Source organism: Microbacterium sp. GCS4 (genome assembly GCF_001262495.1).
Taxonomy (GTDB): domain Bacteria; phylum Actinomycetota; class Actinomycetes; order Actinomycetales; family Microbacteriaceae; genus Microbacterium.
This window is the reverse complement of sequence record NZ_LGYE01000001.1, coordinates 1,196,117-1,210,631: the sequence shown is the minus strand read 5'-3', so window position 1 is coordinate 1,210,631 and position 14,515 is coordinate 1,196,117. Positions and strand designations below refer to the sequence as shown.

Below are 14,515 nucleotides of genomic sequence, written 5' to 3'. Positions count from 1 at the left end.
AGACGGGTGGGGACGGGTGGGGAGCGGGCTTTTACCGCAGCATCCGAAATTGGTCAAGGACTGCGCTTGCCATGTCGCACAATCGCGTCTATAGTTGGTAGTTGCGCTCGCTTCTCCGTGCCCTCATATGGTGGTCGGCATCTCGTTGAGCATTCGAGCGCGCACTCCACCTGACGACAAAGGAATCGAGAAGCCCTGCGGGGCTCACGGAGGTTATTCCCTTGGCTGCTGCTCGCAACGCATCCACATCCACCACCACCAAGAACGGACGCGGAGCATCCCGCCTCTCGTTCGCCAAGATCTCCGACACGCTGACGGTCCCCGACCTTCTCGCCCTGCAGACCGAGTCCTTCGGTTGGCTCGTCGGCAACGACGCCTGGAAGGCGCGTGTCGAGGAGGCCAAGCAGGCCGGTCGCACCGACGTCAACGAGGTCTCCGGCCTTGGCGAGATCTTCGAGGAGATCTCCCCGATCGAGGACCTCGGCGAGACGATGCAGCTCTCGTTCACGAACCCCTACCTCGAGCCCGAGAAGTACTCGATCGAGGAGTGCAAGGAGCGCGGCAAGACGTACGCCGCCCCTCTGTACGTCGAGGCCGAGTTCATGAACCACCTCACCGGTGAGATCAAGACTCAGACGGTCTTCATGGGCGACTTCCCGCTCCAGACCGACAAGGGCACGTTCATCATCAACGGCTCCGAGCGCGTCGTCGTGTCGCAGCTCGTCCGGTCGCCCGGTGTCTACTTCGACAAGACCCCCGACAAGACGTCCGACAAGGACATCGTGTCGGCCCGCGTCATCCCGAGCCGCGGTGCATGGCTCGAGTTCGAGATCGACAAGCGCGATCAGGTCGGCGTCCGCATCGACCGCAAGCGCAAGCAGTCGGTGACCGTGTTCCTCAAGGCCCTCGGCATGACGAGCGAGGAGATCCTCGCGGAGTTCGCCGGCTTCCCCTCGATCGAGGAGACCCTGGCCAAGGACACCATCGTCACGAAGGAAGATGCGCTCCGCGACATCTACCGCAAGCTGCGTCCGGGCGAGCAGGTGGCCGCCGAGGCCGCCCGCGCGCTGCTCGACAACTTCTACTTCAACCCGAAGCGCTACGACCTCGCCAAGGTCGGCCGGTACAAGATCAACCACAAGCTGGGCCTCGACTCGCCGCTGTCGGACTCGGTGCTCACCGTCGCCGACATCGTCGCGACGATCAAGTACCTGGTGCGCATCCACGCCGGCGTCGAGACCTTCGACGGCGTCCGCTCGGGCAAGCAGGCCGAGATCCGCATCGCGACCGACGACATCGACAACTTCGGCAACCGTCGCATCCGCGCGGTGGGCGAGCTGATCCAGAACCAGGTCCGCACCGGTCTGTCCCGCATGGAGCGCGTCGTCCGCGAGCGCATGACCACGCAGGACATCGAGGCGATCACGCCGCAGACCCTGATCAACGTGCGCCCCGTCGTCGCCGCGATCAAGGAGTTCTTCGGAACGTCGCAGCTGTCGCAGTTCATGGACCAGAACAACCCGCTCGCGGGTCTGACCAACAAGCGCCGCCTCTCGGCTCTCGGCCCCGGTGGTCTGAGCCGCGACCGCGCCGGCGTCGAGGTCCGTGACGTCCACCCCTCGCACTACGGCCGCATGTGCCCGATCGAGACCCCTGAAGGCCCGAACATCGGTCTGATCGGTGCTCTCGCGACCTTCGCGCGCATCAACTCCTTCGGTTTCATCGAGACCCCGTACCGCAAGGTCGAGGGTGGCGTCGTCACCGAGCACATCGACTACCTCACGGCATCCGAGGAGGTCGACTTCAACATCGCGCAGGCCAACGCGCCGCTCGATGCGAAGGGCCGCTTCACGGAGAGCCACGTGCTCGCGCGCCCCAAGGGCGGCAGCGGCGAGGTGGACCTCTTCCTGCCCGAGGAGATCGGCTACATCGACGTCTCGCCGCGCCAGATGGTGTCGGTCGCGACCTCGCTCGTGCCGTTCCTCGAGCACGACGACGCGCAGCGCGCGCTCATGGGCGCCAACATGCAGCGTCAGGCCGTGCCGCTGCTGCGCAGCGACTCGCCGCTCGTCGGAACCGGTATGGAGGGCTACACCGCCATCGACGCCGGTGACGTGCTCACCGCCGAGAAGGCCGGTGTCGTCTCCGAGGTCTCCGCGGACCGCGTCATCGTCATGCTCGACGAGGGCGGCACGCAGGAGTACCACCTGCGCAAGTTCGACCGCTCCAACCAGGGCACGTCGTACAACCAGAAGGTCGTCGTCAGCGCCGGTGAGCGCGTCGAGGTCGGAGAGGTCATCGCCGATGGCCCCGCCACCGAGAACGGCGAGCTGGCCCTCGGAAAGAACCTCCTCGTCGCGTTCATGACGTGGGAGGGCTACAACTTCGAGGACGCCATCATCCTCAGCCAGGACCTGGTGAAGGACGACACCCTCTCCTCGATCCACATCGAGGAGTACGAGGTCGACGCCCGCGACACGAAGCTCGGCAAGGAGGAGATCACGCGTGACCTCCCCAACGTCAGCCCGGAGCTCCTGAAGGACCTCGACGAGCGCGGCATCATCCGCATCGGTGCCGAGGTCCGCCCCGGCGACATCCTCGTCGGCAAGGTCACGCCGAAGGGCGAGACCGAGCTGTCGGCCGAGGAGCGCCTGCTCCGCGCGATCTTCAACGAGAAGAGCCGCGAGGTCCGTGACACCTCCCTGAAGGTGCCTCACGGCGAGCAGGGCACGATCATCGCGGTCAAGGAGTTCAACGCCGAGGACGGCGACGACGAGCTCGGCTCCGGCGTGAACCGCCGCGTCGTGGTCTACATCGCCCAGAAGCGCAAGATCACCGAGGGCGACAAGCTCGCCGGCCGCCACGGCAACAAGGGTGTCATCGCGAAGATCCTCCCGATCGAGGACATGCCGTTCCTCGCGGACGGCACCCCGGTCGACATCGTGCTCAACCCGCTCGGCATCCCGGGTCGAATGAACTTCGGCCAGGTCCTCGAGACCCACCTCGGGTGGATCGCGAAGCAGGGCTGGAAGGTCGAGGGCACCCCGGAGTGGGCGGCTCGCCTGCCCGAGCAGGCCTTCGAGGCCGCGCCCGGCACCAAGGTCGCGACCCCGGTGTTCGACGGTGCGAGCGAGGAGGAGATCTCCGGTCTCCTCGACGCCACGACCCCGACCCGTGACGGCGTGCGCCTGATCGACTCGAGCGGCAAGACGCAGCTGTTCGACGGCCGCTCCGGCGAGCCGTTCCCGGCGCCGATCTCCGTGGGCTACATGTACATCCTGAAGCTCCACCACCTGGTCGACGACAAGATCCACGCGCGTTCCACCGGTCCGTACTCGATGATCACCCAGCAGCCGCTCGGTGGTAAGGCGCAGTTCGGTGGCCAGCGCTTCGGTGAGATGGAGGTGTGGGCCCTCGAGGCCTACGGTGCGGCGTACGCGCTCCAGGAGCTCCTCACGATCAAGTCCGACGACATCCTCGGCCGCGTCAAGGTGTACGAGGCGATCGTCAAGGGCGAGAACATCCAGGAGCCCGGCATCCCCGAGTCCTTCAAGGTGCTCATGAAGGAGATGCAGTCCCTCTGCCTGAACGTCGAGGTCCTCTCGGCCGACGGCACGGCTGTCAACCTGCGTGACACCGACGACGAGGCCTTCCGCGCAGCGGAGGAGCTCGGAATCAACATCTCCAGCCGCTTCGAGGCCGCCTCGATCGACGAGATCTAAACGCCTCGACGGGCTCAGCGCCGCACATCGCCGCTGAGCCCGCCGAAGCCCGATTTCTCAACAGAATTCCGACACAGGAGAACTAGTGCTCGAGTCCACCACTTTCGACGAGCTTCGCATCGGCCTGGCGACCGCAGACCACATCCGCGCGTGGTCCTACGGCGAGGTCAAGAAGCCCGAAACCATCAACTACCGCACCCTCAAGCCGGAGAAGGACGGTCTCTTCGGAGAGCAGATCTTCGGCCCGTCCCGCGACTGGGAGTGCGCCTGCGGCAAGTACAAGCGCGTCCGCTTCAAGGGCATCGTCTGCGAGCGCTGCGGCGTCGAGGTCACCAAGTCCTCGGTCCGTCGTGAGCGCATGGGTCACATCGAGCTCGCCGCTCCCGTCACCCACATCTGGTACTTCAAGGGCGTGCCCTCGCGCCTCGGCTACCTGCTCGACATGGCTCCGAAGGACCTCGAGAAGGTCATCTACTTCGCCGCCTACATGGTCATCTCGGTCGACGAGGAAGCTCGTCACCGCGACCTCGGCACGCAGGAGAACAACATCCGTCTCGAGCTGAAGACGCTCGGCGACCGCCGCGACTCGAAGATCGCGGAGCGCCTGGCGAAGCTGGAGGAGGAGCTCGCGGCTCTCGAGGCCGAGGGTGCCAAGGCCGACGCCAAGAAGAAGGTCAAGGACGCCGCCGAGAAGGAGATGTCGCTCATCCGCAAGGGTGCCGACGAGGCGATCGCCAAGCTCGAGCGCGTGTGGGAGGACTTCCGCACGCTCGAGGTCGGCGCACTGCGCCCCGAGGATGACGTCTTCCACGAGCTGCAGGACCGCTTCGGTCAGTACTTCGAGGCCTACATGGGCGCCGAGTCGATCCAGCGCCGCCTCGCGGCGTTCGACCTGGCCGCCGAGGCCGAGAGCCTGCACCTGCAGATCTCGGAGGGCAAGGGCCAGCGCAAGATCCGTGCGATCAAGCGCCTCAAGGTCGTCAACTCGTTCCTGGAGACCGGCATGAGCCCGGCCGCCATGGTCCTCGACGTCGTGCCGGTGATCCCGCCGGAGCTGCGCCCGATGGTGCAGCTCGACGGTGGCCGCTTCGCGACCTCCGACCTCAACGACCTCTACCGTCGCGTGATCAACCGCAACAACCGTCTTCGTCGTCTGATCGACCTCGGCGCCCCCGAGATCATCGTCAACAACGAGAAGCGGATGCTGCAGGAGGCCGTCGACGCCCTGTTCGACAACGGCCGTCGCGGTCGTCCCGTCACGGGTACCGGCAACCGCGCCCTGAAGTCCCTCAGCGACATGCTGAAGGGAAAGCAGGGTCGTTTCCGCCAGAACCTGCTCGGCAAGCGCGTCGACTACTCGGGCCGTTCGGTCATCATCGTCGGCCCGCAGCTGAAGCTGCACCAGTGCGGTCTGCCCAAGCAGATGGCTCTGGAGCTCTTCAAGCCGTTCGTCATCAAGCGCCTGATCGACCTGGGCCACTCGCAGAACATCAAGGCCGCCAAGCGCGCCGTCGAGCGCACGCGTCCCGAGGTCTGGGACGTGCTCGAGGAGATCATCCGCGAGCGCCCCGTGCTGCTGAACCGTGCGCCCACGCTGCACCGTCTCGGCATCCAGGCGTTCGAGCCGCAGCTCGTCGAGGGCAAGGCCATCCAGCTGCACCCGCTCGTCTGCGCGGCGTTCAACGCCGACTTCGACGGTGACCAGATGGCCGTGCACCTGCCGCTGTCGGTCGAGGCTCAGGCCGAGGCCCGCGTGCTGATGCTCGCGTCGAACAACATCCTGAAGCCGTCCGACGGCCGTCCGGTCACCCTGCCCTCGCAGGACATGATCATCGGTCTGCACCACCTGACCACGGTCAAGGAGGGCGCTGCCGGTGAGGGTCGTGCGTTCGGCTCCGTGGGCGAGGCGATCCTGGCGAAGGACGAGGGCACCCTCGACCTGCAGGCCAAGGTCCGCATCCGCATCCCGGGTCTGACGTTCCTCGAGGGCGAAGCTCCCGAGGGCTACGAGCGCCACGGCCTCGTCGACGCCTCGCTGGGTCAGGCCATCTTCAACGACGCGCTGCCGAAGGGCTACCCCTTCGTCCGCGAGGTCGCCGACAAGGGCAAGCTGTCGCAGATCGTCAACAAGCTGGCCGAGGAGTACCCCAAGGTCGAGACCGCTGCGTCGCTGGACCGCATCAAGGACGCCGGTTTCTACTGGGCCACGCGCTCGGGTGTGACCGTCGCCCTGAGCGACATCCTCACCCCGCCGAACAAGGCGGAGATCGTCGCCGGCTACGAGAAGCAGGCCGCGAAGGTCCAGTCCCAGTACGAGAAGGGCCTCACGACCGACGCCGAGCGTCGTCAGGAGCTCATCAAGATCTGGACCGAGGCGACCGACGAGGTGCAGGCCGCGATGAAGGCGCACTTCCCGCAGGACAACACCATCAACCGCATGGTGTCCTCGGGCGCCCGTGGTAACTGGCTGCAGATCCGTAACATCGCGGGTATGCGAGGCCTGGTGAACAACCCCAAGGGTGAGATCATCCCGCGTCCGATCATCTCCTCGTACCGCGAGGGTCTGTCGGTGGCGGAGTACTTCATCGCAACGCACGGTACCCGTAAGGGTCTCGCCGACACCGCTCTGCGTACCGCCGACTCGGGTTACCTGACCCGTCGTCTGGTGGACGTCTCGCAGGACGTCATCATCCGCGAAGAGGACTGCGGCACGTCGAAGGGCCTCGAGCTCCCGATCGCCGCTCCGAACTCGCAGGGCGAGCTCGTGCGCGACGCGAACGTCGAGAACTCGGTGTTCGCCCGTACGCTGGCGTCCGACGTGGTCGATAGCAAGGGCGAGGTCCTCGCCGCTGCGGGTGACGACGTGGGCGACGTGCTCATCGACAAGCTGGTCGAGGCGGGTGTCGAGACCATCAAGGTGCGCTCGGTCCTGACCTGCGACTCCGCCGTCGGTGTCTGCGCGCAGTGCTACGGCCGTTCGCTCGCGACCGGCAAGACGGTCGACATCGGCGAGGCCGTCGGCATCATCGCGGCTCAGTCGATCGGTGAGCCCGGTACCCAGCTGACGATGCGTACGTTCCACACCGGTGGTTCGGCATCGGCGGACGACATCACGCAGGGTCTGCCCCGTGTGCAGGAGCTCTTCGAGGCTCGTACCCCCAAGGGTGCGTCGCCGATCGCCGAGGCCGACGGCCGCATCACCATCGACGAGACCGACAAGGCCAAGAAGGTCATCCTGACGCCCGACAACGGCGACGAGCCCGTCGTCTACCCGGTGCTGAAGCGTGCGACGCTCCTCGTCGAGGACGGCCAGCACGTCACGGTCGGTCAGCCCCTGCAGGTCGGCACGCTCGACCCCAAGGAGGTCATGCGCGTCATGGGTGCCCGCGAGGTGCAGCGGTACCTCGTCGGTGGCGTCCAGGGCGTCTACCGCTCGCAGGGTGTGCCGATCCACGACAAGCACATCGAGGTCATCGTCCGTCAGATGCTCCGCAAGGTCACGGTCGTCGATCACGCCGACACGACCCTGCTGCCGGGTGAGATGGTCGACCTCAAGCGCTACCAGTCGATCAACCGTGAGGCCGTGGCCGAGGGCAAGCGCCCCGCGTCGGGCCGTCCGGAGCTGATGGGTATCACGAAGGCGTCGCTCGCGACGGAGTCGTGGCTGTCGGCCGCTTCCTTCCAGGAGACGACCCGCGTGCTCACGCAGGCCGCCATGGAGGGCAAGCGCGACCCGCTCGTCGGCCTCAAGGAGAACGTCATCATCGGAAAGCTCATCCCTGCCGGAACGGGACTCTCGAAGTACCGCGACGTCACGGTGGAGGCGACCGAGGAGGCCAAGAGCGAGCGCTACCCGAACCGGATCTTCGCATCCGACGGGGCGTACGCCGACGGCGACTTCGGCTACGTCGACTTCGACGCGTTCTCGACGGACGACATCACGCCGGGAACCTACAACTGAGGTTCTGAGTGAGTGAGAAGGCCCCGGGCATCTGCCCGGGGCCTTCTTCGTGCGTCGGGGCTGTGTCGGGTGGGCACGGATTCGGAGGTCGGCGACGACACGCCGGGCGGACGGATGCCGGGGCGGCGTGTCGCGCGCGGCATCCGAAGTTGTGCCCGGGTGGGCGCGAGCGTGCGCCAGGGTGGGCGCGAGCGTGTGCCCGGGTGGGCGCGAGCGTGCGCCCGGTCGTCAGCCGAACAGGTGCGCGACGATGCTGGCGGTGTAGCCCGTGGGGGCGAGGTTCGAGTAGCGCGTGTCGATGAGCACGTCATCCCGATAGAAGAGCGTGCGACCGTCGGTGACGGGATACTGCGGGTTCTGGAACGTCTTCTCGCAGCGGGTGCCGCCGTCGGGGGTGAAGCACGTGAAGCCCTCGTTCGCGACCAGGGCGTTGAGCATGTCGAGAGCCGGGCCGCGGTCCTCGTGGGAGATGGTGGTCACGAGGTTGGTCGTGTCGGCGCGCGGGTCGCCCCAGATGCAGGTGAGCGTGCCGTCGTCGCCTACGCCTGACGGGCCGAACGCGGCGTCGTTGAGGGGGATGCCGTCGAGCTGGGTGAGCACGTCGTCGGAGAGGATCGCGCGGCAGTCGGTGGGCAGTGCGATCTGCGAAGTCGTCGGGGTCGGCGTGGGGGAGGGGGAGCCCTCCGGCGTCGAGGTCGCCGAGGGCTCGGGTGAGGCGGACGGCTTGTCGGCATCCGCGCCGGTCGATCCGCATCCTGCGAGCACGGCGGTGAGCAGGAGGGCCGCTGCTGCGGCGGCGAGTCGACCATTCATGGCCCCACCGTACTCGCCCCCGTCGCCGCGGGCCGTCATTCGCGGCGTATCGCGCTCCCCGGGCCGGTAGTCTCGGCTGAATGAGCACTGATTCCCCCGCAGCGGTCGTCATCGGCGACGCCCTCATCGACGAGATCCGGGATGACGCCGGCGTGCGCGAGCTGGTCGGCGGCGCGGCCCTCAACGTCGCGGTCGGACTCCGTCGTCTCGGCGTCGACACCGCGCTCATCGCGATGGTCGGCGACGACGAGGCGGGAGCGCACATCCGCGAGTACCTGGTCGATCACGGGGTGCGTCTGATCGAGACGCCGGCTCCGCGCGGGTCGTCCCGCGCCATCGTGCAACGCGGGTCCGACGGCGAACCCGTGTACCTCTTCAACGAGGCGGCGCAGCGGCGCAGCATCCGGTACTCCGAGGAAGCGCGGACGGCGATCGCGCAGGCGTCGCTGGTCGCGATCAGCTGCTTCCCGTTCGATGTTCCGGACGAGGTCGACGCGCTCGCGGATGCCGTGGGCGGCGCGCGCCTCGCGATCGACCCGAACCCGCGGTCGGGCATGCTGAGCGACCGCGCCGAGTTCGTGCGCGGATTCGAGCGCCTCGTTGCCGACACGGCGATCGTGAAGGTCGGGGCGGATGACGCGGCCCTGCTCTATGACGGAGACCTCGACACCCTGCGTACACGGCTGCGCGGACTCGGCGTGCGCGCCGTGCTCGCCACTGCGGGTGCGGATGGCGCGATCCTCGAGACGGATGCCGGCGCGGTACGCGCGCCGATCGCGACGCTGCCCGGCCGCGTCGTCGACACGGTCGGCGCGGGCGATGCGACCCTTGCAGCGGTGTCGGCGGGGCTGGTCGACGGCACGCCTGGGGCAGTCGAAGGCTGGCAGGAACTGCTCGATCGTGCGATGGAGGTCGCAGCGGCGACCGTCCGCGCGGAGGGCGGCCTGCTGCGGACGCCGGAGTCGCTGCGCGAGTCCGAGAGGGGCGTGCACGGCAGCTGAGCCCTCGATTTCTCAGGGTCGCCGCGGACAGGTATGATTGTGACTCGTGCCCCCGGTTGGCTGAAGAAGTCGGACGGGCGCGCATTGGCGAGTTACCCAAGCGGCCAAAGGGATCTGACTGTAAATCAGACTGCACTGCATTCGGGGGTTCGAATCCCTCACTCGCCACCATGTGTTGAGTCGCGTCATAGGCGACATGTTGGAGGAAGAGCCCGGCCATCGGCCGGGCTCCTTCTTGTCGTTGCGCCAGTAGCCCGGCAGGCGATCGTGACCCCATGCAGACTGTCCCCGGTCAGCCGCTACCGGACCGTGATGGCAGCGATCTCTGTCGCAACTCATCAGAACCATTTTGGTGTCGAGGACATCGTGAACGGTTGCAGCCCGGTTTCCAGAGCGCAGTCGCTTTCTGCGCTGGTCGTTCTCGATGGCATCGAGGGTAGATCCTGTGAGGAGGTCCACCGGAGTCGACGGTGACGACGATGGCTTCGTCATGGACGGAGGGAGATGATCCGGCGCGGGATATCCGAACTCGGCAGTTTCATTCCGGTATCTCAGAATGCTTCAAGGTTGCTATTCCGAGTCGTCCCTCGATGTGCGCCCGCCACTGGTCTCGCTCGCAAATGCACTCTGAACCGGACAAATCACGGGCCGTGTCCGCCGGTGCTCCGGAGGATCTCTGCCCGACTTGCCTGACGACCCGTTACTCTGCGTGTCCGTGTCCCCCATATGGCGGACAGACGACGGCGTCATCCACAGCTAGAAAGACCCTGAGGCCTCATTCACTCATAGCCCCTGATTCAAGGAGAACCGCTGTGAAGAAGAAGACCGGCGCCATCACCGCAGCTGCCGCAGCCGCTCTGATGGTCGGCCTCGGAGTCGCCCCCGCTCACGCGGCGACATGCAACACCAGCAACATGTGCTCGTACGACGCCAACAGCTACGGCGGAACGACCTGGCAGGGAGGAAACGGCGATTTCGTCGAGGTTCCCGACGACGTCACCAACTCCGCGCAGAACAAGACCAGCAAGAACTACAACGCGAAGAACAACACCGCGTTCGGTCAGGAGGAGACGCTGGCGTACATCCCCGCCGGCGCGAGCGTAAGCAGCTTCAGCGGCAACAACAACAAGATCGATCACTACCGCAAGGCGTGAGCACACCTTCATGACACGCATCAACTCTCGGGTTCAGGTCCGCAACCTCATCATGGTTGCGGGCCTGGGCTCGGCCCTACTTCTTGCCGGTTGCACCGGAGGGGCAGACGCAGGCGACATCTCCGAGGAGACACTCGATGCCGCATCTACCCTCACCGCGTTTCCGCCGGAGATCAGCATCGCCCAAGCGCTCAGCGTTCAAGAATGCGTGCGAGCAGCCGGGTTGAACATGCCGTTCGACTCGGATGCTGCGCAGTCCACCCCGCTGTCCTACGGGCTGTCGAACCTGTTCTCGTCCGCAGACGAGGCTCGACGGACGGGGTACGCCACGACCATCAGCGAGGGAGCGGATGTCGTCAGCGAGTGGGAGAAGTCGTTGAGCAGCAGCGACCGTGAGAAGTACTACAGCGCGCTGTTCGGTCCCGACGGCGGGGAGCAGATCGAAGTCAGCCTCGACAACGGCATGAAGCTCTCCACATCAAAGGAAGGCTGCATCGCCGACGCTCAGACAGCTTTGTACGGCTCCGTCGAGGACGCGCTGGCGTTCGCGGGCCTCGTGAACGAGTATCTGTCGACCGCGGGCGACGCCGGTAACGAACGTGACGCCCAGGTCTCTGCGCTCGCGCCCGACTACGAAAAGTGCATGGACGCGCAGGGCTACGACGTCAACGACTTCGACGCCCCGGCGCTCGCGCTAGAACTTTTCGGGACCTACCGCGCCCCCGGGGAAGCCCCCAGCTCTGAGGAGCAGGCGCTGGCGGAAGCGGACTTCAATTGTCAGACCGAGGTGGACCTCCGTGACACTGTCGCTTCCACTTTCGCGAGCCAGTCCGCCGATTGGTTGAAAGCCAACGAGGGTAGGCTTCTGGCGATGCAGGAGGAGCTGCAGCTCGTGAAGGAGCGAGCTGTCGACATCATCAATGGGTGACATGAAGCGGCGAGCACGCGCATCAGTTCTCATCACCGTCGCCTCGGTTGTCACCGCGCTGGTCATCGCGGTCGCCTCAGTGGGAGTGCTGGTCGTCATCGGTGTCGGCAACTTCCAAGTCACCCAGGCGACCGACGAAGCGCCCGTAGATGTGGTCGCATCCGTCGATACGGGATCGGTGCAGAAGGCGCTATCGGTTGACGTGCACACGAGGCCCCTGTCGACGTTGGAGGTTCCCGCAGCGCAGTTCGGCGTCGGGATCGTCACTGGCGTCGCACCGGCGACGGTTGACGACGGCGGGGTGCTGCTGAGTGTGAGCGAACAACCGGTCATAGTGATTCAAGGGGCGCTTCCCGCGTATCGCAGCCTGGCTCAGGGCGCTGAGGGCGGAGACGTCGCCCAGCTGCAGGAGTACCTCCGTCGAACTGGCCTCACCATCGACGACAAGGCGGGCGTGTTCGGGCCGTCCACTGCCGGCGCCCTCTTCGAGCACTACAAGAGCCGCAACTTCGCCGTCGTCACGGCCGACGGGGCACGCGCGGAGAACTGGCGCGACACGGGCCTTCCGCTGTCTCGGTATGTCTTCGCTGCCTCGACACCCGTCATCGTCGGGAGCGACTGCGGACGGGTGGGACAGACAGCAGACAGCCTGAAATGCGTCCTGAACTCTCAAAGCACGGCAGTTGCCGTAGCCAGCGATGCTGAGCAGGATCTCACCGGCCTTGCCCTGACCCTGTCGACGTCCTCCGGTGCAGAGATCCCCGCGACCATCGGTGATCCCACCACGCCCATCCTTGATGTCTCGGATGAGGAGGAGACGGATGCGAGCGATTCGCGGCGGTGGTACGTGCTCGACGGTATCCCCGCTGAGGCGCAACAAGACCTCCGAGAAACTGCGGAAGTCATCGTCGAAAGCTCGCCCGAGGACGCGCTGCGAGTGCCATCGACCGCGATCCGTGAGACCGCCGACGGAGCGACGTTCATACGGGAACCTTCATCGGGATCGGGCAAGGGTCGTGACCGCCCCGTCGAGGTCACACTCTGCGCGGGTGGATACTGTGCAGTCACTGGCGAGGGAATCGTCGACGGCATGAAGGTCATCCTCCTTGGATGAGCCCAGCGCCCTCGTCACCGCCGAGAATGCGCGCCGAGTGTTCGAGCCGGGCGAGCAGGGGGTCAGGTCTGCGACGTTCACCATCGAAGCGAACACGTCCGTCGCCATCGTGGGGCCCAGCGGATCCGGCAAGACAACGTTGCTCAGCATGTTGGGAATGTTGGAGACCCCCACCGCAGGCACGCTCGACATCCTCGGACGCGACGCCCTCTCGGTCACGCCCCGGGCTGTTGCTCACGCTCGACGCGCGGAGATCTCGTTCATCTTCCAGGCGTTCCACCTCGTACCCCACCTGACTGTTGAAGAGAACGTGACGCTGGGGCTGCACCAACAAGATGAGAAGCCGGCATCTCGGCGGGCACGCGTCCGCGAACATGTCACAGCGCTCGGCCTCACCAACCACCGTGACGCCTACCCGCGGACTCTTTCCGGAGGCGAGCAGCAGCGGGTGGCCATCGCCCGAGCGCTCGTCCGTGAGCCGCGCCTTCTCCTCTGTGATGAGCCCACCGGCAACCTGGACAGTGCAAACGGGGCGATAGTGGTCGACGCCCTGCTCTCCTCCGTGTCACCGTCCACCGCGGTCGTCATCGTCACACATGACGAGGAACTCGCCGCGCGATGCATGCGGCGGATACGCGTCCGGGACGGTCTGGCTGAAAGCGTCACCTCGTGAGCGGCACGGTGCGCCTCGCGGTGAAATCCGTCATCCGACGATGGCGACGAAACCTCGTCTCCCTCGTTGTCGTCGGCGCAGGCGTTGCCGCGGTCGTCATCCCGTCATCGTTAGCGGTCGGCTCGTCTGAGGCCGTCACCGCCCGACTGGAGTCGGCCACAAGCTCCCGCATCACCGTGCTGCTCCCTGCAACTTCCTGGGAGGCCGAGGAATCAACGCTCCTCAGCGTGCTGGGCTCCCAACCGCAGGTCGTTGACGCAGGCACACTCGTCCCCCCGGACCGCACCGACGGTTCCGTCGTCATCACGAACCCGAGGACGGATCGGACGGTCGAGTCCGCCATCGGGGTGGCCACACCCAGCGGACTGCGAACGGGCGACGCGACCGTGAAGTCCGGTGGCCTCGGCGCAGACGAAGTCATCTCCGGAGAGGAGGGCGTCGTCTATCTCGGTACTCGTGTTGCCAGGGAGCTGGAGTACCCGGATGTGGCAGCTGGCCCCGTGCTCATCGACGGGCGCGAGTTCACGGTCATCGGGATCATCGCGAGCGACGAGGCATGGATGTCGGCCAGTGTGGTGTTCCCGCCTGACTCCGCGAAGGCCGGCGGGTATCTTCCGGACAACCGGGTCATCACCGTGTCCACCGAGGGGAACGTGACCAAACGCCTCCAGCAGCGAATCGCACTCGCCATAGAACCCGCGGCTCCGGATACGGTCACCGTGCTCAGTTCCCCTAGTGCACAAGAACTGCGAACCGAGATTCTGAACAGAGGCACCAGCCTCACCGGTCTCATTGGAATCATCGCCGGCGCCACGGCCTTCCTCACGCTTGCCGCCACGACCTTCGCGTCGCTGACGGAACGTCGTCGAGAGATGGGCCTCTACCTTGCCCTGGGGTACACCCGGTCCTTCGTCTCCGGCCAGATCGTCGTAGAAGGCACCATCGTCGGCGCACTCGGCGGGGTTGTCGGATTCCTTGTCGGCACACTCGTCGCGGCCGCAGTCAGCGCAGGGTCATACCCCATGTTCATCCTGCCCACGGTTCTGCTTGTCCTACCCGGCGCCGCAGCGGTACTGGGATGCATCAGTGCGCTCATCCCCGCGTGGGCCGCGACTCGAGTCTCCCCGAGCGAACTCCTGCGCGCCTGAC

9 protein-coding genes and 1 tRNA gene are annotated in these 14,515 nt (G+C 66.2%); 9 read left to right on the top strand and 1 reads right to left on the bottom strand.

The features are described 5' to 3' along the window. The first annotated feature begins 221 nt into the window (after positions 1–221). Both rpoB and rpoC read left to right on the top strand, forming a co-directional pair. On the top strand, positions 222–3,722 hold the full coding sequence (gene rpoB / locus AKH00_RS05885; RefSeq protein ID WP_050721703.1) for a DNA-directed RNA polymerase subunit beta: 3,501 nt from the start codon (positions 222–224) through the stop codon (positions 3,720–3,722). An 85-nt stretch (positions 3,723–3,807) separates the two neighbouring features. After that, positions 3,808–7,683, top strand: a complete 3,876-nt coding sequence (gene rpoC / locus AKH00_RS05880) for a DNA-directed RNA polymerase subunit beta' (RefSeq protein WP_050721702.1) — start codon at positions 3,808–3,810, stop codon at positions 7,681–7,683. A 228-nt stretch (positions 7,684–7,911) separates the two neighbouring features. On the opposite strand, the gene AKH00_RS05875 is transcribed toward rpoC, so the two are convergent. Beyond that, a complete protein-coding gene (locus AKH00_RS05875) occupies positions 7,912–8,496 on the bottom strand; it encodes a hypothetical protein (RefSeq protein ID WP_050722077.1) in 585 nt (194 codons plus the stop codon). A gap of 80 nt (positions 8,497–8,576) precedes the next feature. Between AKH00_RS05875 and AKH00_RS05870 the strand changes: the two genes are divergently transcribed. From AKH00_RS05870 to AKH00_RS05840, 7 genes are all read left to right on the top strand, one after another. Beyond that, positions 8,577–9,497, top strand: a complete 921-nt coding sequence (locus AKH00_RS05870) for a carbohydrate kinase family protein (protein ID WP_050721701.1) — start codon at positions 8,577–8,579, stop codon at positions 9,495–9,497. Positions 9,498–9,583: 86 nt separating this feature from the next. Continuing rightward, positions 9,584–9,668 (top strand) — tRNA-Tyr (locus AKH00_RS05865). Positions 9,669–10,309: 641 nt separating this feature from the next. After that, positions 10,310–10,651, top strand: a complete 342-nt coding sequence (locus tag AKH00_RS05860; RefSeq protein ID WP_050721700.1) for a hypothetical protein — start codon at positions 10,310–10,312, stop codon at positions 10,649–10,651. Positions 10,652–10,661: 10 nt separating this feature from the next. Further along, on the top strand, positions 10,662–11,579 hold the full coding sequence (locus AKH00_RS17975) for a hypothetical protein (protein WP_050721699.1): 918 nt from the start codon (positions 10,662–10,664) through the stop codon (positions 11,577–11,579). After that, complete coding sequence (locus tag AKH00_RS05850) at positions 11,572–12,693, top strand: hypothetical protein (protein ID WP_152926104.1); 1,122 nt, start codon at positions 11,572–11,574, stop codon at positions 12,691–12,693. The genes AKH00_RS17975 and AKH00_RS05850 overlap by 8 nt, the downstream gene beginning before the upstream one ends. Beyond that, positions 12,686–13,366: an ABC transporter ATP-binding protein gene (locus AKH00_RS05845; RefSeq protein WP_082297425.1), complete on the top strand. Its 681-nt coding sequence runs from the start codon at positions 12,686–12,688 to the stop codon at positions 13,364–13,366. Before AKH00_RS05850 ends, AKH00_RS05845 begins: the two co-directional genes overlap by 8 nt. Then, positions 13,363–14,514 carry an ABC transporter permease gene (locus AKH00_RS05840; RefSeq protein WP_050721696.1) on the top strand — a complete coding sequence of 384 codons (1,152 nt, stop codon included), beginning with the start codon at positions 13,363–13,365 and terminating at the stop codon, positions 14,512–14,514. Before AKH00_RS05845 ends, AKH00_RS05840 begins: the two co-directional genes overlap by 4 nt. The last annotated feature ends 1 nt before the right edge of the window (position 14,515 follow it).